Here is a 19,027-nt window from a genome sequence, read left to right as displayed (position 1 = left end):
AGGTCCCATGAAAAAAAATAGGAATAAAAATACAGTTCCCATTAGATTGAAAAATAAAATTTTTATCTCCCTTATTTCTTTATCGCTCTTGGGTTTTATGGTGTCCCTTGTCATCACCAAAACCCATTATGACGCGGACCAATCGGGTTCACAAAAGTCAAGTTTTTGCCACATATCAGAATTTCTGGATTGTGATAAGGCGCTGGCCAGTCCTTATGCAAAGCTGGGTCCGTTCCTGATCTCTGAACTGGGTGTTTTTTATTATTTGTTCCTTTCTCTTGGTTTCCTATTTGTATGGCGGTGGCAACGCTCTCGACGCGAAACCACGCTTTCCTTTTTCTTCTTTTTGTCCCTTCTGGCTCTCTTCTACAGTCTGCTGCTGGCTTACTTATCGGTTACACAGTTACAAACAGTTTGCCCCTTATGTTTAATCACGTATGGAACCAATTTTCTCATTGTTCTTTTGTTGCCCCGTGCTTTAAGCCTTTCTTACGCTTCTATTCCTAAATTCATCGTAGATTATCTAAAGTCTTTTTTTGGGGCCGCCGGGCCAAAGCCTCGTCTTATTCCCCATCTGTTGATTGCTTTCTCATTTTTAATAATGGGCCCTCTGCTCTTAAAAAGTTGTCAGCACAAAGCTCATGTCATTAAGGTAACCACACAACAACAGGTCTCATTAGAGGATTTTTATTCTATACCTCAAAAGACAATTCGTCTGGAGAACCGACCGAATTGGGGTTCCGAAAAAGCCAAAGTTGAAATAGTCGAGTTTGCAGACTTTCAATGCTCAGCCTGCCAAAAGGCGGGCATCGCCATGAAAAACAATCTGGCAGGATTTAAGGATGACGTGAGGATGGTTTTTGTAAATTTTCCTCTAAATAACACCTGTAATCGAGCCTTACTGAAACCTATCCATCAATGGGCGTGTGAAGCCGCCATAGCTGGCATTTGTGCCAATCAGGCCGGGCAGTTCTGGGCATATCATGATCGGGTTTTTGCAGCCAGGGAAAGCATGTCCGAAGTGGTTCTTCTGGAAATCGCCGAGGATATGGGATTCGATATGCCTTCATTCAAGCAATGTCTTAAGTCGGATGATGCAGAACATATTTTGGAAAATGATGTGGAAGAAGGCATTCGCTTGGAAATCAACGTAACGCCGTCTATTTTCATTAATGGGCGATTATTCCAGGATTGGAAGAACCAAGAATTATTCCAAAAAGTGATTCGTTCTGAAATGACGCGATAATTTCCTCCGGTTAAGAATATCTGAGAAAATAAAGTTTATGGATAATGACTCTTCAAAATTTTTTGAGCGGAGAATATTTAGCGGGGACAATCATGAGTGACTCTTGCCAAGATGCCTGCTCTTCCAGCCAGGAACATTTATCAAAAGAATACCGCCGGATTCTTTGGATCTGTCTGGCCTTGAACGCCCTGATGTTCTTTGTCCAGACCATCTCCAGCATGGCGGCATCCTCAGCCTCTCTTTTGGCAAACTCAGCTGATTTTTTATCGGATGCCGTCAACTATGGAATCACATTATTTGTAATCGCAGGTAGTGATACATCTAAACGTAAGGCCTCAACAATCAAGGGGCTATCTCTTGCTGCCACTGGCCTCTGGGCGGCATTTGAAACACTACATCATGCTTTTAACCAAAAAACACCTGAAGCGGAAATTATGGGTTGGGTCAGTTTGGTCGCATTAGCGGTGAATGTACTTTGCGCTTTGCTTCTCTATAAATATCGTGAGGGAGATATTAATATACGCTCGGTTTGGATTTGCAGTCGGAACGATGCTCTAGGAAATATCGCCGTCCTGATTGCTGCTGGTGGGGTTTTCGCAACCGCCACCGTTTGGCCAGATGTTGTTGTTGCTGCGATTCTAGCCGGACTTGCTTTGCACGGTGCGTATCAGATTTTGTCGCAGTCTTTAAAAAAATAAGGCATATTTTTTATTTCGATAAAACTTTGTGCACATGACGGTGATGAATATCCGGATAATGGGAATGAGAGTGACGCAATCGGGTGTGCTTGTGCCAATGTGTATGAGGTTCCCCTAAAGAATCATTTGGCCCATGCTCATGTTGGTGATGTTCATCATGAACGTGCTTGTGAGCGTGTTCTAATTCTTCGTGTTCGTGCTCATGATCATGCCGCTCCGTTAAATGCAACCACACACCAACGCCCATCAACAGGCCAGATAATAAAAATTGAAGAGATGGCATTTGCAAAAAAACTAACAGTGAAATCCCGCTCCCCACAAAGGGCGCAATGGAAAAATAAGCTCCTGTGCGCGAAGTCCCGATATGACGCAGAGCCATCACAAAACAGATCAGACTCAAACCATATCCAAAAAAGCCCACCAAACCGGCAAGAACCATTTGATTACCTGAGACAAGCTTGGCACCAAACAGAAAAGCCAGCCCAATATTAGTTAAACCGGCTATGACACTTTTTGCCAAAGTAATATGTAATGGATTTTGTGCAGAGATTTTGCGTGTCAGGTTGTTGTCAATTGCCCAGCATAAACAAGCTGCAGCAATATAGAGAGGGCCAAGGAGTTCTTCCCACTCGGGTTTTCCGCTCCAGGAAATGGCGAGTCCGCCTAGAATAATAAAAAACATTCCCCACGCGATCCGGCGATCAAAGTGTTCTTTAAACACAAACCAAGCTAAAAGTGTGGTAAAAACCCCTTCAAAGTTGAGCAACAGAGAAGCTGAAGACGCCTGTGTCCGCGCAAGTCCATTCATGAGCAGCACGGGAGCTAGGATACCTCCAAAAAAAATTGCCCCTCCCAGCCAGTTCCAGTCTTTGCCTGCTAGAGAGGCTTCGCTGGTTGCTTTCTTTGTGAAAAAAGAGAAAAAGAAAACAATCAGTAAGCCAATCCCTGATCCAAAATACAACAGGCCGGCCAAAAGCCAGGGATCAATTTGACCTAACAAAAACTTTGATGCGGGCGTACTGGCACCAAAAAGAACTGCCGCTAAAATAGCGTAAAGATACCCGCGATTGATTGTACTGGTTGATTGCATACGTCCTTATTCTTAAAGCTCTACCCGCCTAAGTCTTAACGCGTTGCCGATGACCGAAACAGAACTCAAGCTCATGGCCAAAGCCGCGATCATGGGATTGAGTAAAACACCAAACGGGTACAAAACTCCAGCGGCAATCGGCACTCCTAAAGCATTGTAGAAAAATGCAAAAAACAGGTTCTGTTTTATATTTTTCATCGTGGCGCGGCTCAAATTCCTGGCCCGCAAAATCCCGCGTAAATCGCCTTTCACCAGAGTGACTCCCGCGCTCTCCATAGCCACATCCGTTCCGGTTCCCATCGCGATGCCGACTTGTGCCTGAGCGAGTGCTGGAGCATCGTTGATGCCGTCACCGGCCATAGCCACTTTGCGCCCCTGAGATTGCAATTCTTTCACCTTGAGGGCTTTTTGTTCCGGCAAGACACCGGCAATGACTTCGTCAATTCCCAATTTCTGAGCGACGGCATTTGCGGTTGTCTGGTTATCACCAGTCAGCATGACAATTCTGATTTTGTCTTTGTGCAGTTCCTGAATCACCTGGGCAGTGCCCTCTTTAATCGGGTCTGCCACACTCACAAACCCGGCTAATTTCTTATTAATTGCAACAAACATCACCGTTTGTCCTTCCGAACGGAGTTGATCAGCTTTAGTTTCGAGATCAGCAGTATGGAGTCCCAAGCTTTCCATCATTTTGGCATTGCCCAGAGAAACCAAATGGGATTCGATTTGTCCCGTCACGCCTTTTCCGGTTACAGATTCAAAATTCTGTACGGCGGTTAAAGCAATTTTTTTCTCTTTTGCTCCATTCACGATTGCCTGTGCCAGCGGGTGCTCGCTTCCTGCTTCAAGACTTGCGGCATATTTCAGAAGTTCATCAGAATTTAAATCGGCAGCACTTTCAACGCTGACAAGCTTAGGTTTACCCAAAGTGAGTGTCCCGGTTTTATCCACCACTAACGTGTCAATTTGCCGCAATGTCTCAAGGGCTTCAGCATTTTTAAAAAGCACGCCGGCTCCGGCACCTTTACCCATGGCCACCATGATGGAGAGAGGTGTAGCTAATCCCAGCGCACACGGGCAAGCAATGATCAAAACCGCAACTGCATTGATGATAGCGTATGCAAAGCGCGGCTCGGGTCCGATCAAAATCCACAGGACAAAACTTGTCACGGCTACAAGTAAGACGGCGGGTACGAAATAACCGGAAACGACATCCGCCAGTTTCTGAATCGGTGCGCGGCTACGTTGCGCTTGGGCCACCATATGGATAATTTGTGAGAGCAAAGTATCGGCGCCAACCTTTTGAGCTTCAATGATCAAAGATCCTGTGCCGTTTATTGTTGCCCCGATCACCTTATGCCCGCTGGCTTTCTCTACAGGAATAGGTTCTCCCGTAATCATGGATTCATCGATGGAACTTTTTCCTTCGACCACAACACCATCAACGGGCACTTTCTCGCCGGGACGAACACGCAGTTTATCCCCCATTTGGACATGATCCAGCGACACGTCTTCTTCGTTTCCGTTGGAATGAATACGCCTCGCCGTCTTGGGAGAGAGCCCTAACAAGGCTTTAATCGCGGCTCCGGTTTGTGATCTGGCTTTCAATTCCAAAACTTGGCCAAGAAGGATCAAAGTCACGATGACCGCAGCCGCTTCAAAATAAGTCGCGACCCTGCCGGAATGATCCACGAAGGAATTCGGAAAAATTGAAGGCATCAGTCCCGCAACCATGCTGTAACCATAAGCAACGCCTACGCCTAAGCTGATAAGCGTAAACATGTTGAGTGATTTGTTTTTGAGCGATTGCCAACCGCGCTCAAAAAATGGCTTGGCACCCCACAAAACAACGGGTGTGGCTAAAATGATCTCAAGCCAGCGCAAAATTTCGTGAGGAAGAAAGTGCGAAATCGGTTTACCCGGAAGCATATCCCCCATGGCGATGATAAAAAGAGGTAGCGTGAAAATTAAAGAAATCAGAAAACGTCTCTTCATGTCTTTAAATTCAGTCTGATCTTCCTCTAACGAAACGGTTTTTGGTTCTAACGCCATGCCGCAGATCGGACAACTGCCGGGTTCGCTCCGGACGATCTCCGGGTGCATGGGACAAGTCCATTCGGTTTTTGTGGAAGGAGCCAGCGGTTCTTCGGGCTCCAGGGCCATGCCGCATTTGGGGCAACTGCCGGGATGATCCTGTTTGATCTCCGGATGCATGGGGCAAGTATAGAGATGCGCGTTATGAGTCGGGGCTACGGGACTCACTGGTTTAGAGTGATTTGAACAGCAGTTATGGGATGTGGTGGACATAATGGCTCCTTTACCCCTTAGAACGTGCCATTCTCAAAATCTTACAGAAAAAAATCAGCATTTTTGGCAGGTGCAGTTGAAACACCCATGCGTGGCACAGGTGCCGCAGGCGCGTTCCAGACTCATCCTTAAAGCCTGTCTGGCCCGGTGCAGTTTTACGTAGAGGTTATTTTCGGTGATCTTCAGCTCTTGGGCTAATTCTGATACCGAGCGCCCCGATAAGTCGGCTTGTCGTATTAAATGGGCGTATTCGGGCCGTAAGGTTGCCAACAGGTCCACAAAACACGCGCACACTTCTTCCTCCAGATGAGAATCTTCCTCTTTTGCTGTGTTTCCTTTCAACTCGTTTTTAAAATTTGTTAAGCCGCGCTTTTCTGCGCCCTGCGCCCGGTAGTAGTCAATCAGCGTGTTATTAATGACACGGTAAAACCATCTGATCAAATTGGATTCTTCTCTTATGTCAGGGGGAGAGTCTACCATCTTCTTAAAGCTTTGCTGGAGCAAATCCTCGGCGATAGGCACGCCTCCCACACGGTCGGATAAAAAAGAAAGGAACCGTTTATGGTTTTTGACGAGGATTTGCATGATATCAGGATCCAAAGGCTTTAAGATGCCTTGCATGTCTGAAGAGCTTTTCAAGTTTTGTTCCATAATATTTTTAGCTAATAAGTAAATGTAACTCCAGCTCCCAAGCTCATATCACTATCGTAGTGCGTAGAAATGGAAAAATATTTTGTCGCAATATAGCGCAACCCCGCCATGTATTCTTTGTCGGTGTTAAGCATTAAACTCATACGGAGCCGGCTTGTGAGCGGAATATCCTCTCTGCTTAATTGGAAACGTAATTTCCCATCCGAATCAACACGCATATCGGCATTGACGAGCATAGGTAACGTGTATTGCACACCCGCAACAGCCGCTTTACGGTTGTTTTTATTACTTTTCTGGCCGAACCACGTTGTTCCCTCATTGGCAAAGATATTTTTTGGACCACCATCCATTTTGTAATGAACATCAAAACCTACGTAAGGATACAACCATTGCATACGCCCAAAATAGCGGCCCACCATCGTTTCACTTTCGTAACCGTGCATATCCTGATAGCCCAAATGCCACAGGGTACTTGCCTTCCATCTTGTATTGGCCAACATGATTTCGCCATCACTCCCGTTGCTTTCTATGCCGACTCTGGCCATCGAATGAAACATCCTGTCATCCTTGAATAATTGGCGTTGCGCCTTTTTTGGATCAGGAATTTCCGGATTGGGTGGTGAATTTTCATAATGAAAAATTCGTCCCATGCCACTCATCATGTGATAAAGAATATGGCAGTGAAAAAACCAATCGCCACTTTGGTCGGCCGCAAATTCAATCACGTCCGTTTCCATCGGCATGATGTCGATGATGTTTTTCATCGGTGAATAGGCACCTTTCCCGTTGAGTAACCTAAAATCATGCCCGTGCAGATGCATCGGATGACGCATCATACTGTTGTTGAAAAGTGTAATTCTAACGATCTCACCTTTTTTGATTAGAATTTTATCGGCTTCCGACACTGTTTTATTGTCCATCGTCCAGACATAGCGATTCATATTGCCCGTTAGCTCAAATTTTAATTCTTTGACCGGACCAGGAGGTAAAGTCGTCTTCTTGGTGGCGCTCAACATTCCATAATTCAAAGTAACAATCTCCGGGCTTTCATCTCCCATGCTCATGCCGTGCATATCATGCCCAGACATTTTCGAATCAGCTCCCTGCACTTTAACTTTTTTGTTTTTCTTCTGTGGTTTTTCCGCACCCGTGACTTCTGGATACATCACTGTATTCATATCCATTTCTTGATTCTGCATTTTCATGCCCTTCATCTCCACCATATTGCCGTTCATATCCATCATGTCGTTCATCATTTTCATGCCGGCAAAATACTTGAGCTTAGGCAGTTTCGTAGCGGCAACTTTTTCGCCGTGACCCAACCAAAGAGAGGCTGTTTTGGTGCGGTCTTCCGGTGTGACTAAAAATTCGTAACTTTTATTTTGAGGAATCGTGACAACAACATCGTATGTTTCAGACACGGCGATCAACAGCCGATCTACTTCCACGGGCTCAACATCATTGCCATCGCTTGCCACAACAATCATTTTTCCACCGGCATAGTTAAGCCAGAAATAATCGGAGGCACCCGCATTGGCAATTCTCAGCCTAACTTTATCTCCCGCCTTAAATTGAGGTTGTTCGTTTTGGTTTTTTCCGTTGATCAAGAATTTATCGTAATAAACATCACTCACATCCATCGCATTCATGCGTTTCCACTCATTGGTAAGCTTCGTTCCGAAATGACCTTTTTTAATGGCCTCTCCGTAGCTTTGAGTGGTTCCTTTTTTGATGGCAAACCAGTCTGTCGCCGAGTGAAGGCTGCGGTCCACTTCTTTGGGGTTCATGTCCGTCCACTCACTCAGCACAATCGGCAATGTCGGAATATCCCATTCTTTTCGTTTGTTCATGATGAAAGCACCGTACATACCGATTTGTTCCTGAAGCTTGGTATGGCTGTGATACCAATGCGTGCCATGCTGAATAATAGGAAATTTATATAAATGTGTGGTGTGCGGTTTAATGGGCATTTGCGTCAGATTGGGGACACCATCGTATTGATTCGGCAGTATAAGGCCATGCCAATGAAGGGATGTTTCCTCATCCATGTCATTGTGTACATATATTTCTGCGGTGTCGCCTTCAGTAAAAGTCAGGGTGGGCATGGGAATGCTTCCATTGACAGCAATGGCTCGTTTGGTTTTACCAGAAAAATTCACTTTCGTTTCGGCAATATGCAAATCATAGCGAACAACACGCGGCGGCGTATTATTCACAATAGTTTTGATGGGACCAAGTTTTGCCTTGGGAGTTTTCATGGTGCTCATATCATGCATTGAATTATTTTCGCCCATCTTCATGTCACCCATATTATGTTTACTTTGGACATCCTTTTTCATGGGCATTTTCATTTCGTCTTTGGGCTTTTCTTTAACCAATGTCATTCCGCATATCGGACAATTGCCCGGCTTATCCGAATGGATTTGGGGATGCATCACACAAGTATAAGTTGGACCTTGTTTTTGCGACATATCCATCCCCTTCATGTCCTCTGCGGACACGAAGGGGGATAAAATCATGATAAAAACAGACAGGATTAATAAGAGTATTTTTTTCACGTTTTCTCCTTGCCATCACCAGTGTAACGGCTTTTCTAATTTAGGATGCTTTCTTGATCTTACTGATCACAATGATGTTGGTTCCATTTTTTTCATAAACCTGACCAATGACGGTGACTTTTTCTTCGACATAATCGAGAAAAGCCGTATTCACGGTTTTTAACTCATCATGACCGGAACCCATGATCTGATAAATTTTGCCATCATCCGAAAGAATGGCCATCGGCAATCCTTTCTGTGCGCATTCCCTCGCACATTGCTTGTGATCGGGGCCTTTCGAGTCATGCTTGAAGTAACAGGCCATATCAATCATCTGCCCGGTAATGGTTTTTTCCACGCCGGGTTTTTCGTGATTCATTCCTTCGTCATGTTTCTCACCTTCATGAGCATTCACGTTTAATGTGATTAAAAGAAGTCCTGCTATGACCAATATTTTGTTTAATGTTTTCATATTATTTTCTTTCTCCATTTTGGATTTGATTGAGACTGTTCTGGACCCATTCCAAAACAGTCTTTTTTTCCTGGGCGGTTAAGCCCGATTGCCAATGCATTATTTTGTATTTAAAAGGCGGCATGCTGCTATTTTCAGTTACCTTCTGAAGAGCTTTCAAATCATCCACGGGAGAGCCATGACCTTGGAACGGAAAATCAAAAGTCATGTCCATGTGCTTTTTCGCTTCGCGGATGTCGCCGGCAACCGCCCACGAGGCGGGTGGCACAACAACATATAAAGGATGCGTTTGCCCGCTACTGTCGGCGTGGCACATCAGGCATTTCTGCATGAAAACCGGCTTTAAAGTACTCAGGTAGCTTTGGTTGATTTTCTCAAGAGTTTCACAACCGGGGCCGGGATTGACGATTTGAAACCCGTCCTTGTCCACCCGTGGAGTATCTTTTGAAAAACAGCGAACAGGTGGGGCCGCAAGATCACGTTCAGGATAGGTATACGTAAAAAACCGAAGCAAAAAGACGACAGCGATCGCCGACAAAACCATGAGCCATTTCTTTTTCATTTTTTTCACCTTCCAGACACCTTTTACGGTGTTCAGTTTCCCTTACCGCAAAGACGCGTAAAAACACGTCCGCATAAACACAAAAATGTGACTGAAAGGATTTTTAAATAAGAAGAGATGATTGGGTAATATAGAGGGGCCGGATTTCACCCGGTGGCGAATGGGTGAGCCGAACTTGTTTAAAGTTTGGCTGACTGATGAGAGCGGTTTCTGAAGAAGAAACGAGAACCGCGAATAAAAAATCGGCCTTAACGGGGGCCTTTTCAGCCTCGGTCAAATAACCGCTAATTGGGCCATCGTCACAAAGGCAGGCATGTCCCTGCGATTGATGTTCATTCTCCTCATGATGATGACCAGACTGATTTTCATGGCAAGAGGTGCTTTGATGATGGTTACTTACAGAAGTTGTCGGGCAATGACATAAAGCAAGGCTGGCTGAAACAGAAGTGCTCAGGAGTAATGTGAAAAAAAGGCGGAACTTTTTTGAAGCCAAATTAAACATCTTAATTTTTTAGTACTCCATCACTGTATTCATTACAATGTTTTTTTAAACCCAGGCTTGTCTCAAGCGATAACTGACCTCTACCGAGAGAATCCCACCAATGAAAGCTCCGGCCAACCATAAAAGGGTAACGGTGGCCACCAGAGTCGCGCCGAAAAAATAAAAAGCGGCCAGCGACACCAGACTAAAAACTCCGGTATGAACCCATTTATGGTGTTTCACGGATTCGAATTCCTCCAGCGTTAAAAACAAATTAGAAACAAGATACGTAGAACTCATAAATGAAATACCGCACAGGCTCATACATAAGCCGTGTCCGCCGATTTTCATAAACCAGTCGGAAAGAGAAAAATTGGTATGAAAAGGATTAAGGCCAAACTGGTTGCAGATCGCCAGCGACAAGAGGCCAAAAACTGCATGAATTAAAGAAACCTTGCCGAAGACAACCCATGGGTTTGGAAAAAGACGCTTCTTGAGCTTGATGAAAAGCGCCTCCGGCGCACCAACGCCCTCGGAACTTCCTTCCATAAACTCCTTAAATTCCGTCTGCAGATTTTCACTGTCTTTAATCGCCATAATCTTCTTTCTTAAGCATCATCAATTCCCTAAGCCTTCTTAACCCCCGGCTGACCAGCTGACGCGCATTTTCAGTGGAGGTTTCAAGCTTTAAGGCGATTTCCTCAAACGTCGCGTCATCATACACTTTCATGGCCACGGCCGTTTTCTGGTTCGGGAGTAAGATTTCTAAAATCTCATCCTTAGAATCTGTTACAGGCATAAACGTGGGTTGCATTTTTTCAAAAAAATCCTGCTCTTTTAAATCTTCCTTCCTGTTCTTTTTTAAATAATCCACCCAAACACTGCGCATGATCGAAAAAAGCCACGGGGCAAAGGGTAAATTACGCGTATATTGCTCGCGTGACCGGTGGAGCTTTAAAAAGACTTCCTGAATAAGGTCTTGGGCCAGTTGAACCTGAAAAAGTTTTTTGGATAAGAACCCCAAAATCCGTCCTGAATACCGTTTAAATAAAACATCAAAGGCCATCTGTTCACCCTCTTGATATCTTCTCATGAGCTCTTCATCTGACAAATCAGGTTTATCCATTTCATCTCTCAGGGTAATACGATCCGAATGGCTTTTTTGTGACATATATCTATTGGGTATCAAAAATAATTATAATTTCAATAAATCGTTTAATTTGTCACAAATTCAACTCATTGGTCGTATTACCCGCAAAGGAGACTTAATATGAAAACTAAACTCATTATATCTATTCTTGTTTTAACATTATATTCTGCAGGGATGGAGGCATCCGCACTGGCATCTTCCAATAAGTATGAAGCCTATCAAACTCAGGTAGAGGGGACGAATGGAACCTCTGCAGGAGCTCAAGACAGAAAGCACGGTAATAAGTACTGTCGTGAAAAAATGGAACGGGACGGCCGGGGTGGAACTACTCTCCCTAGTGTCTCTGAGGCTGGGCAAAATAGCCCCAAAAACTACAGAAATCAGAACTAAATTATATAGGTTGGGCGGGGCTTCGCTTATATGCGAAGCCCCGCAGAGGCCTCTGCATGAATTTGAAAACAGTTAGCATTCTTGCCCTTATATTTTGTTTTTTGAGTGTCGTGCCGGGACAGGCCATGGCCAAGGAAAAGCTCACATTAGATGAGTTTTTAGGCTTGGTCCGTACGGAAAGCCCCGACTTGGCCATTGAAACGGCCACCATCGATGCGTTTAAATCCCGTGCCTCCGGAATCAATATCCCGCCTGGCATGGTGGGCTGGATGCAGATGAAAACCGGCGGCGATACCAGTAACGGCGTTGAGGTTTTTCAGGAAGTCCCTTTCCCCACAAAAATCATTCAGGATAAAAGAACACGGACTCTTGATTACGAAACCCAAAAACAAATGGGTTTCCTCCAAAAAACAGGAATCCTCGCCAAAGCCCGGGTGGCCTATGTGGAGTTTTGGGGGGCTTCGGCACGCCTTGCCGTTCTAAAAGAAAAACACCATTGGCTCCGCCATCATGCCGAACTCTTCAAAACCACCACGCTTTCCGACAATACGGCCAAGGTCCATTTGTTGGGCGTGGAATCGGAAACGGATCTTTTAGAGAACGAAGTGTTGGAAGCGGAAGCGGCGCTTACTGAGGCGCGTAATCTCTTAAACGGCCTTGTCCCTTCGCTTGCAGAACGGACGCTCGTTCCCGTTGAGCCTGTCCTGCAGAGCCCTAAAATTCCCTCATCAAAAAATCCTTTTATCACGTGGAAGGAAAAGGAACTGAAAGCTAAAAAAGCCGAGCTCGCGCTGGCTAAACAATCCTATCTGCCGGATGTCTCCGTCCGTTTTCGTACCTTTGAGGGGATGTCGGCTTCCCAAGTGGATCGGGAGTTAATGGTAGGAGTAACGGTTCCTCTCCTTTCTTTCGGGCAATCGCGCGCTCAGGTGAAGACAGCAAATGCCGAAAAGGTGAAAGCCGAAGCGGAACTTAAAAAAATAAGCACCACGTCACAATCCATGCTGTCGTCTTTTACAAAAAAAGCGGAGTCGCTTAAAAGCCAATTTTACACCCTCAAAAATAAACTCATCCCACGGGCCAAAGAGAGGGTGGAGCTGATGAAAAACATTTCCCCCCGCACCATGGAAGGCCTGGATGAGCATAAAATGGTGATGACCGATTATCTGGATTTAAGATTAAAAGCCGTGAATTTAAGAGTTGAATACGAAAAAAACTTTCAGGAAATTTTACAACTCACCGGAAATACTCAAGGAGGCACATTATGAACCGAAAAATCTTATTTTTATTTTTTACACTTATAGCCTTAGCGCTAGGCGTAGCTTGCAGTCGTCAAGACAGCCCGTCACCGGGCACGGCGAACGGGGCCGTTCATGAAGACGCGTCCGGATATTGGACTTGTCCCATGCACCCGCAAGTACACCAACATGAAAAAGGAAAATGTCCCATTTGCGGCATGGATTTGGTTCATGTGGAGGCCAAAAAAGAAATCCAGAAAAGTCCGGAAACAAGCGAAGCGCCAAATCCACGCGATGTTCATATCACCAACCAACAGATGAACCTCGCTTTGATCGGCCGCTATACGGTATCGCGCCAAGATTTAGACATCAGCATCCCGGTTTCCGGTAGTATTCAATCGCTTAAAGAAGTTATCCTTCAAATTTACGAATCCGATCTGGCCTTGGTAAAAACAGGAGCCGACTTTTCCGGATTTGCCAGTAGCGCTCCGCAAACAGTGCTCAAAGGAAAGATCACTGGCGTGGATTCCCTTGTTGATCCCTCCACTCGCACTTTAAAAGCTTTGGGAACCGTAGACGGCACAGCGCAAAATATTCCCATGTACGGAGGTTTCCAGGGGAAAATTACGGTGCGCTTAAAAGACCAGATTGTTATTCCTGCCGAGGCCGTCCTGCATACGGGAACGCGTGACTTAGTTTATTTGGTTACGTCCGATAACCATTTAAACCCGCAACCTGTGGTTTTGGGAAGTAAATCCACCGAAGAGTATCAAGTTTTTGCGGGGCTTGAAGCGGGCGAGGTTATTTCCAGCGGCCCTAATTTTTTAATCGATTCCGAATCCAAAATCAGGGGCACTAATGATTAAACGCCTCATTGAGTTTTCCGCCACGCATCGCTTTTTGATTTTCGCTCTGACGGCCGTCCTCATCGTTTTGGGTGTGTACTCGTTAAAGCGCATCCCGCTTGATGCCATTCCCGATCTCTCCGACACGCAGGTTATCATTTACTCCAAATGGGACCGTTCGCCCGAGATAATTGAAAAACAAGTGACCTATCCCATCATCGCCTCGCTCTTGGGAGCCCCTAAAATCAAGTCCGTGAGGGGATTTTCAGATTACGGATTCTCCTACGTGTATGTCATTTTTGAGGACGGAACTGATTTGTATTGGGCTCGAAGCCGCGTGGTGGAATATTTAAGCCGCATTACCGCGCAATTACCTGCTGGAGTGAAAACCGAACTAGGTCCCGATGCCACGAGTGTGGGTTGGGTTTTTCAATATGCCTTGGTGGATGAAACAGGCCAAAGAGATGCGGCAGAACTGCGTTCCCTTCAAGATTGGAATTTGCGCTACCATCTTCAATCCGTTCCGGGCGTTTCGGAAGTGGCGGGCGTCGGCGGCTTTGTCAAACAATTTCAGGTAAAGGTAGATCCTACAAAGTTAGCACTCTTCAACCTTTCGCTCCCTCAAGTGTTGGATGCCGTCCGCAACACCAATCAAGAAAGCGGCGGACGCGTGATTGAATTTTCGGGCACTGAAGCCATGGTGCGTTCCGAAGGTTTGGTGAGTACGGTGGATGAGATTGCCAATGCCGTTATCGATTATCCTTTAAAAAGCAATGCGCCCATTTTGGTAAAACAAGTGGCCGATGTATCCATCGGGCCCGAAATGAGACGGGGAATTACTGATCTGGACGGAAAAGGTGATACGGTGGGCGGTATTATTGTGATGCGCCAAGGCGAAGACGCCCCTTCCGTTATTAAAAGGGTGAAGGAAAAAATTGAAGAAATCCAGAAAACCCTGCCGGAAGGCGTTAAGATTGTCACGGTCTATGACCGTTCCGATTTAATTGAACGGGCAATGGAAACTCTTAAAGGCACTTTGATTGAAGAGCTCATCATTGTGAGTCTCGTCATCTTACTTTTTCTCTGGCATTTTCCCTCGGCCATCGTCCCCATTGTCACGATTCCCATTTCCGTTTTGCTGGCTTTTATCCCGTTGGTGTTGATGGGACAAACTTCCAACATCATGTCGCTGGCCGGTATTGCCATTTCAATCGGTGTTCTGGTAGACGGAGCCATCGTTGAAGTGGAAAACGCGTATCGCAAAATCCAGCACTGGGATGAGAGCGGGAGAAAAGAAAATTTTTTTAAAGTGCGCCTGGAAGCATTGATGGAAGTGGGACCCTCCGTTTTTTTCTCCTTATTAGTGATCGCTATTTCCTTTTTACCTATTTTTACCCTGGTCGATCAGGAAGGCCGTCTCTTTAGGCCCTTGGCGCTTTCTAAAAATCTGACGTTGGCGATTGCCGCCGTTCTTGCCATTACTTTGGATCCGGCCATGCGCATGCTCTTTGCCCGCGCCGATCCTTTTAAAGGGCCTATGCCCTGGCTCAATAAAATCGGAGATACCTTCTTGGTAGGGAAATATTATTCTGAGCATAAGCATCCCATCAGTAAAAGACTTTTTGCGATTTATGAGCCTGCTTTACATTGGGTGTTAGAAAGAAAAAAACAGGTTCTGTTATTTGCCTTTTTAGCTGTGCTCTCTATTTTTCCAGGATTCATGATGCTGGGTTCTGAATTTATGCCTACCTTACACGAGGGAAGTCTTCTCTACATGCCCACGGCCTTACCCGGAATTTCAGTCACTGAAGCTCAACGTGTCCTCACACTTCAAGACCAGATCATCAAAACATTCCCCGAAGTCCAGTCCGTCTTTGGCAAGGCGGGCCGTGCCGATACCTCAACGGATATCGCGCCGCTCTCGATGGTGGAAACAACCATCATCCTAAAGCCTAAATCGGAGTGGCGTAAAAAAGACCGCTGGTATTCATTCTTGCCTAATTTCATGAGCGGCCCTTTTGAGCGTATATGGCCCGAAACAATTTCCGAGGAAGACCTTGTTTCGGAAATGAACGAAAAATTAAATTTCATCGGTATGCCCAATATCTGGACCATGCCCATTAAAAACCGCATCGACATGCTCTCGACGGGAATCCGAAGCACGATCGGCATTAAAGTTTTTGGAGCCGATGTGAAAGTGATTGAAAAAATAGGCCGTGATATCGAAAAAAATTTAGGATCGGTGCCGGGAACACGAGCCATTGTAGCCGAAAGAATCGCCAGCGGTTATTTTTTGGATGTGCGCTTTGATCGGGAGAAACTCAAAACCTACGGGCTCTCGATGAAAGAAGCCCAGGATCAGGCTATGATGGCCATCGGCGGCGAGAATGTTTCCACAGCTTTAATTAACCGCGAACGTTATCCCATCCAGGTCCGCTTTGCCCCCGACTTCAGGCAAGATCAGCAGGCGATTAAGCGTGTGCTCATTGCGACGCCGATAGGAGCTAAAATCCCCTTAAGTGAGATCGCTTCCGTGCACGTCACCGAAGGGGCTTCAATGATCCGCGACGAAAATGCATCGCTTGTGGGTTACGTGTATGTAGATATCGATCCTGCCAAAACGGATGTGGGGAGTTATGTGGATGAGGCCAAAAAAATAGTGAGTGAAAAAGTAAAATTGCCAGAAGGCTACACATTAGCGTGGAGCGGGCAGTATGAAAATATGCAGAGGGTCAAAGAACGCCTCACTATGGTGATTCCACTCACCTTAATCATCATTATTTTTTTACTGCACTTTAATACGGGTTCGTGGGTTAAAACCGGAATTATTCTTTTGGCTGTTCCGTTTTCCTTAATTGGAGCCGTGTGGCTGATGGTGGGTTTAGATTACAATCTCTCGATTGCGGCTTGGGTAGGTATGATTGCGCTGTTGGGTTTAGATGCCGAGACGGGTGTGTTTATGCTGATGTATCTAGACTTGGCTTATCATGACCGCGAAAAAAGCGGCCGCATGAAAACCAGAAGTGATTTGATTGATGCCATCATTGAAGGCGCAGTTCATCGCGTTCGTCCCAAATTGATGACAGTGATGGCTCTTTTCATGGGTCTTATTCCCATCATGTGGTCCATCGGTGCGGGCTCTGATGTGATGAAACGTATTGCAGCCCCCATGATCGGAGGACTTTTTACGTCTTTTATTTTGGAGCTTCTTATTTATCCGGTGCTTTATTTGATGTGGCGGGAAAAAAGTTTAGTCACGACATCTAAATGATTTATTAATTCCAGTCTTCTTGTTGGATTAATGTCTGCACTTTCAAGCGAATTTCATCACGGATGGTTTTTACTTCATCTAATAAGAGTCCTTTAGGATCTTTTAATGGCCAGTCATCACGTTTTAAACCCGGCACAACGGGGCAAGCTTCTCCGCATCCCATGGTGATTAAGAGAGAAGCCGAGCGAGCCAGTTCATCAGTCAGTAATTGGGGTTTCGCCTGAGATAAATCAACTCCTGCTTCTTTCATCACTTCCATCACAACCGGATGAATACCGCTTCCCGGTTGGGTTCCTGCCGAAATCCCAATGGCCTTAGAGGGATTAGCCAGTTGATTAAAAAATGCCGCAGCCATTTGCGAGCGTCCGGCATTATGCACACAAGCAAACAGAATTACTTTTGCGGACATTCATCCTCCTTGCCTAACCATCTAAACAGCATTGTTGCTAAAATTGCCGCTACTATTTGAGAAATAACAAACTGAGGCACATCCACAGGGCGAATCCCTGAAAAAGTATCCGTAAACGAGCGCGCTAAAGTAACAGCAGGGTTTGCAAAGGAGGTGGACGAGGTAAACCAATACGCGGCAGTAATATAAGCACCCACGGCGGATGCAATAACAGGAGTGCTATACCGCTTGCACCCATGAATCACCGCTAACAAGCCGAAAGTAGCAATACCTTCACTTACCCATTGCGCGCTTCCGGTCCGAATATGTTGTGACACCATGATAATGGGTTGCTCAAACATAAAATGTGAGGACCACACACCTATAAAAGCTCCTGCTATTTGTGCTGCAACATAAGCAAACGCACGTGATGCTGATAATTGCCTGTTTAAAACGGCTGATAGCGTCACCACCGGGTTAAAATGGGCTCCTGAAAGCGGAGCAAAAATTAAAATGAGAGCCGCTATCGCCGTACCGGTAGCAATGCTATTGGCCAAAAGGGCAATAGCCACATTGCCGCCGGATAATTGTTCGCCCATGATGCCGGAGCCTACTACCGTGCACAGTAAAAATGCGGTGCCCAATACTTCGGCTACTAAACTCTTAGCAACACCCACCTGATTTTTTGATTTTTCCGGCTTTACGCTCATCTTTATTCATGGCCGGAACATCTTCAAAGCACGACTTAAGGCATTCCAGCAATTTTTTGTGAAAAGCACCCTTGGGCTTGGCTAAACTATAAAACATCCACAATCCGTTATTCCGCGTTTGCACCAGCAAGGCGCGCTTTAAATAAAGCAGATGACGCGAAACAGTGGGTTGAGGCAATCCCAATATAGTAACAATATCACCCACGCAAAGCTCTCCTTGTTGAAGGAGATTTAATATTCGCAAACGAGTCTCATCCGAAAAGGCACGAAACATTAAATTTACATTGGCTGTGGGCATTTATATATTCGCCTATACGAATATAGTTTTGGAGAGTCAAGATAAGAAAATCTGCGCGTCGATTTTATTGGGGTTTAATGTAGGCGCAGGTTTAAAAGAGTAAATTTCGGAGGCGAGGAACGGGCGGGCCTGTTGCCCCGCGTTGCGGGGCAGGGAGCAAAAGCCGTGACGCTGAGCCAAGGCGAAGTGGCGCGGGTTTTGCCTCAGAACGGTTTGTGCACGCGTTTGTTTTCAAGCGCGCGGTTTGTTCTCAAAAAAACTTGAGCCAATTTTCTTTAACGCGGAGCAATTTTGTCTTTGAGTTCTCGCGCCGCCCCGTCTATATATTGGTCCGCGCAATTGGTTTGAAAAAAAGTTCGGACCATTTCGTACAAAGTGCGCTTTTTAGTAAATGTATCGGGTTTTTTAAAAATTTTCGCGGCTTGCGCCGCTTCTTGTGCCGAAAAAGAATTGTCAGAAAGAGGCCCCAAACTCTTGAAAATAAAAGAATTGCCGCCCAAAAAAGCCCTAAGCTGTCAGCCCCCCAAAAGAAAGTTCGTTAAAAAATTACGAGCCCAGCCGCGCTTATTCAGCTACTCAGCAGGTCCCACAATTTTTTATATGTCTTCGCCCGTAGGGCAAATCCATCAGCCTATTTTTTTTACAAGTGGTCTCAAAATTAAAAAGACAAACCCGCTAGGGTTTCTCAGCGAG

At 45.6% G+C, this 19,027-nt stretch carries 19 protein-coding genes; 7 read left to right on the top strand and 12 right to left on the bottom strand.

Annotation, left to right across the window (positions count from 1 at the left end; genetic code table 11):
• Positions 1-7: 7 nt before the first annotated feature.
• Positions 8-1,246 carry a thioredoxin domain-containing protein gene (locus K1X76_10830; protein MBX7149562.1) on the top strand — a complete coding sequence of 413 codons (1,239 nt, stop codon included), beginning with the start codon at positions 8-10 and terminating at the stop codon, positions 1,244-1,246.
• Positions 1,247-1,338: 92 nt separating this feature from the next.
• Positions 1,339-1,944 carry a cation transporter gene (locus tag K1X76_10825; GenBank protein ID MBX7149561.1) on the top strand — a complete coding sequence of 202 codons (606 nt, stop codon included), beginning with the start codon at positions 1,339-1,341 and terminating at the stop codon, positions 1,942-1,944.
• A gap of 10 nt (positions 1,945-1,954) precedes the next feature.
• On the opposite strand, the gene K1X76_10820 is transcribed toward K1X76_10825, so the two are convergent.
• The 9 genes from K1X76_10820 to K1X76_10780 form a co-directional block, all read right to left on the bottom strand.
• Positions 1,955-3,034 (bottom strand): DMT family transporter, encoded by a 1,080-nt coding sequence (locus K1X76_10820; GenBank protein MBX7149560.1) that lies wholly within the window; start codon positions 3,032-3,034, stop codon positions 1,955-1,957.
• Positions 3,035-3,046: 12 nt separating this feature from the next.
• Positions 3,047-5,248, bottom strand: a complete 2,202-nt coding sequence (locus tag K1X76_10815; GenBank protein MBX7149559.1) for a copper-translocating P-type ATPase — start codon at positions 5,246-5,248, stop codon at positions 3,047-3,049.
• Positions 5,249-5,395: 147 nt separating this feature from the next.
• Complete coding sequence (locus tag K1X76_10810; protein MBX7149558.1) at positions 5,396-5,992, bottom strand: sigma-70 family RNA polymerase sigma factor; 597 nt, start codon at positions 5,990-5,992, stop codon at positions 5,396-5,398.
• 11 nt (positions 5,993-6,003) lie between these two features.
• The gene (locus tag K1X76_10805; GenBank protein MBX7149557.1) at positions 6,004-8,463 is read right to left on the bottom strand and encodes a multicopper oxidase domain-containing protein; all 2,460 of its coding nucleotides are present in this window, start codon (positions 8,461-8,463) and stop codon (positions 6,004-6,006) included.
• 127 nt (positions 8,464-8,590) lie between these two features.
• A complete protein-coding gene (locus K1X76_10800) occupies positions 8,591-9,001 on the bottom strand; it encodes a hypothetical protein (protein ID MBX7149556.1) in 411 nt (136 codons plus the stop codon).
• A 1-nt stretch (position 9,002) separates the two neighbouring features.
• Complete coding sequence (locus K1X76_10795) at positions 9,003-9,563, bottom strand: heme-binding domain-containing protein (protein MBX7149555.1); 561 nt, start codon at positions 9,561-9,563, stop codon at positions 9,003-9,005.
• A gap of 103 nt (positions 9,564-9,666) precedes the next feature.
• Positions 9,667-10,065, bottom strand: a complete 399-nt coding sequence (locus tag K1X76_10790) for a hypothetical protein (protein MBX7149554.1) — start codon at positions 10,063-10,065, stop codon at positions 9,667-9,669.
• Positions 10,066-10,110: 45 nt separating this feature from the next.
• Complete coding sequence (locus K1X76_10785) at positions 10,111-10,641, bottom strand: hypothetical protein (GenBank protein ID MBX7149553.1); 531 nt, start codon at positions 10,639-10,641, stop codon at positions 10,111-10,113.
• On the bottom strand, positions 10,631-11,215 hold the full coding sequence (locus tag K1X76_10780; GenBank protein ID MBX7149552.1) for an RNA polymerase sigma factor: 585 nt from the start codon (positions 11,213-11,215) through the stop codon (positions 10,631-10,633). The genes K1X76_10785 and K1X76_10780 overlap by 11 nt, the downstream gene beginning before the upstream one ends.
• A 99-nt stretch (positions 11,216-11,314) precedes the next feature.
• On the opposite strand from K1X76_10780, the gene K1X76_10775 reads away from it, so the two are divergent.
• The 4 genes from K1X76_10775 to K1X76_10760 all read left to right on the top strand — a co-directional run bounded on the left by K1X76_10775 (position 11,315) and on the right by K1X76_10760 (position 16,938).
• Entirely contained in the window at positions 11,315-11,584 is a 270-nt protein-coding gene (locus tag K1X76_10775; GenBank protein MBX7149551.1) for a hypothetical protein, read from the top strand.
• 125 nt (positions 11,585-11,709) lie between these two features.
• Complete coding sequence (locus K1X76_10770; protein MBX7149550.1) at positions 11,710-12,852, top strand: TolC family protein; 1,143 nt, start codon at positions 11,710-11,712, stop codon at positions 12,850-12,852.
• Positions 12,849-13,688 (top strand): hypothetical protein, encoded by an 840-nt coding sequence (locus K1X76_10765; protein ID MBX7149549.1) that lies wholly within the window; start codon positions 12,849-12,851, stop codon positions 13,686-13,688. The genes K1X76_10770 and K1X76_10765 overlap by 4 nt, the downstream gene beginning before the upstream one ends.
• On the top strand, positions 13,681-16,938 hold the full coding sequence (locus tag K1X76_10760; protein MBX7149548.1) for an efflux RND transporter permease subunit: 3,258 nt from the start codon (positions 13,681-13,683) through the stop codon (positions 16,936-16,938). Before K1X76_10765 ends, K1X76_10760 begins: the two co-directional genes overlap by 8 nt.
• A gap of 4 nt (positions 16,939-16,942) precedes the next feature.
• Here K1X76_10760 and K1X76_10755 read toward each other — a convergent pair whose 3' ends face one another.
• The 3 genes from K1X76_10755 to K1X76_10745 are packed head-to-tail and all read right to left on the bottom strand — an operon-like array spanning position 16,943 to position 18,334.
• On the bottom strand, positions 16,943-17,347 hold the full coding sequence (locus K1X76_10755) for an arsenate reductase ArsC (GenBank protein MBX7149547.1): 405 nt from the start codon (positions 17,345-17,347) through the stop codon (positions 16,943-16,945).
• Positions 17,332-18,036, bottom strand: coding sequence for an aquaporin family protein (locus tag K1X76_10750; GenBank protein ID MBX7149546.1), 705 nt, complete (start codon positions 18,034-18,036; stop codon positions 17,332-17,334). Before K1X76_10750 ends, K1X76_10755 begins: the two co-directional genes overlap by 16 nt.
• A complete protein-coding gene (locus K1X76_10745) occupies positions 17,990-18,334 on the bottom strand; it encodes a metalloregulator ArsR/SmtB family transcription factor (protein ID MBX7149545.1) in 345 nt (114 codons plus the stop codon). Before K1X76_10745 ends, K1X76_10750 begins: the two co-directional genes overlap by 47 nt.
• A 474-nt stretch (positions 18,335-18,808) precedes the next feature.
• Here K1X76_10745 and K1X76_10740 point away from each other — a divergent pair.
• A partial coding sequence (locus K1X76_10740; protein MBX7149544.1) for a hypothetical protein occupies positions 18,809-19,027 on the top strand: 219 nt, incomplete at its 3' end.

This window comes from bacterium (assembly GCA_019695305.1).
Lineage (GTDB): Bacteria > UBA10199 > UBA10199 > UBA10199 > JAIBAG01 > JAIBAG01.
This window is presented reverse-complemented; position numbering and strand designations above follow the sequence as displayed.

What these genes read in the sequence shown, in the direction of transcription:
- K1X76_10830 (MBX7149562.1), top strand. Translation starts at nt 8, where the DNA reads ATGAAAAAAAATAGGAATAAAAATACAGTTCCCATTAGATTGAAAAAT.
- K1X76_10825 (MBX7149561.1), top strand. Translation starts at nt 1,339, where the DNA reads ATGAGTGACTCTTGCCAAGATGCCTGCTCTTCCAGCCAGGAACATTTA.
- K1X76_10820 (MBX7149560.1), bottom strand. Translation starts at nt 3,034, where the DNA reads ATGCAATCAACCAGTACAATCAATCGCGGGTATCTTTACGCTATTTTA.
- K1X76_10815 (MBX7149559.1), bottom strand. Translation starts at nt 5,248, where the DNA reads ATGCATCCGGAGATCAAACAGGATCATCCCGGCAGTTGCCCCAAATGC.
- K1X76_10810 (MBX7149558.1), bottom strand. Translation starts at nt 5,992, where the DNA reads ATGGAACAAAACTTGAAAAGCTCTTCAGACATGCAAGGCATCTTAAAG.
- K1X76_10805 (MBX7149557.1), bottom strand. Translation starts at nt 8,463, where the DNA reads ATGTCGCAAAAACAAGGTCCAACTTATACTTGTGTGATGCATCCCCAA.
- K1X76_10800 (MBX7149556.1), bottom strand. Translation starts at nt 9,001, where the DNA reads ATGAAAACATTAAACAAAATATTGGTCATAGCAGGACTTCTTTTAATC.
- K1X76_10795 (MBX7149555.1), bottom strand. Translation starts at nt 9,563, where the DNA reads ATGAAAAAGAAATGGCTCATGGTTTTGTCGGCGATCGCTGTCGTCTTT.
- K1X76_10790 (MBX7149554.1), bottom strand. Translation starts at nt 10,065, where the DNA reads ATGTTTAATTTGGCTTCAAAAAAGTTCCGCCTTTTTTTCACATTACTC.
- K1X76_10785 (MBX7149553.1), bottom strand. Translation starts at nt 10,641, where the DNA reads ATGGCGATTAAAGACAGTGAAAATCTGCAGACGGAATTTAAGGAGTTT.
- K1X76_10780 (MBX7149552.1), bottom strand. Translation starts at nt 11,215, where the DNA reads ATGTCACAAAAAAGCCATTCGGATCGTATTACCCTGAGAGATGAAATG.
- K1X76_10775 (MBX7149551.1), top strand. Translation starts at nt 11,315, where the DNA reads ATGAAAACTAAACTCATTATATCTATTCTTGTTTTAACATTATATTCT.
- K1X76_10770 (MBX7149550.1), top strand. Translation starts at nt 11,710, where the DNA reads ATGGCCAAGGAAAAGCTCACATTAGATGAGTTTTTAGGCTTGGTCCGT.
- K1X76_10765 (MBX7149549.1), top strand. Translation starts at nt 12,849, where the DNA reads ATGAACCGAAAAATCTTATTTTTATTTTTTACACTTATAGCCTTAGCG.
- K1X76_10760 (MBX7149548.1), top strand. Translation starts at nt 13,681, where the DNA reads ATGATTAAACGCCTCATTGAGTTTTCCGCCACGCATCGCTTTTTGATT.
- K1X76_10755 (MBX7149547.1), bottom strand. Translation starts at nt 17,347, where the DNA reads ATGTCCGCAAAAGTAATTCTGTTTGCTTGTGTGCATAATGCCGGACGC.
- K1X76_10750 (MBX7149546.1), bottom strand. Translation starts at nt 18,036, where the DNA reads ATGAGCGTAAAGCCGGAAAAATCAAAAAATCAGGTGGGTGTTGCTAAG.
- K1X76_10745 (MBX7149545.1), bottom strand. Translation starts at nt 18,334, where the DNA reads ATGCCCACAGCCAATGTAAATTTAATGTTTCGTGCCTTTTCGGATGAG.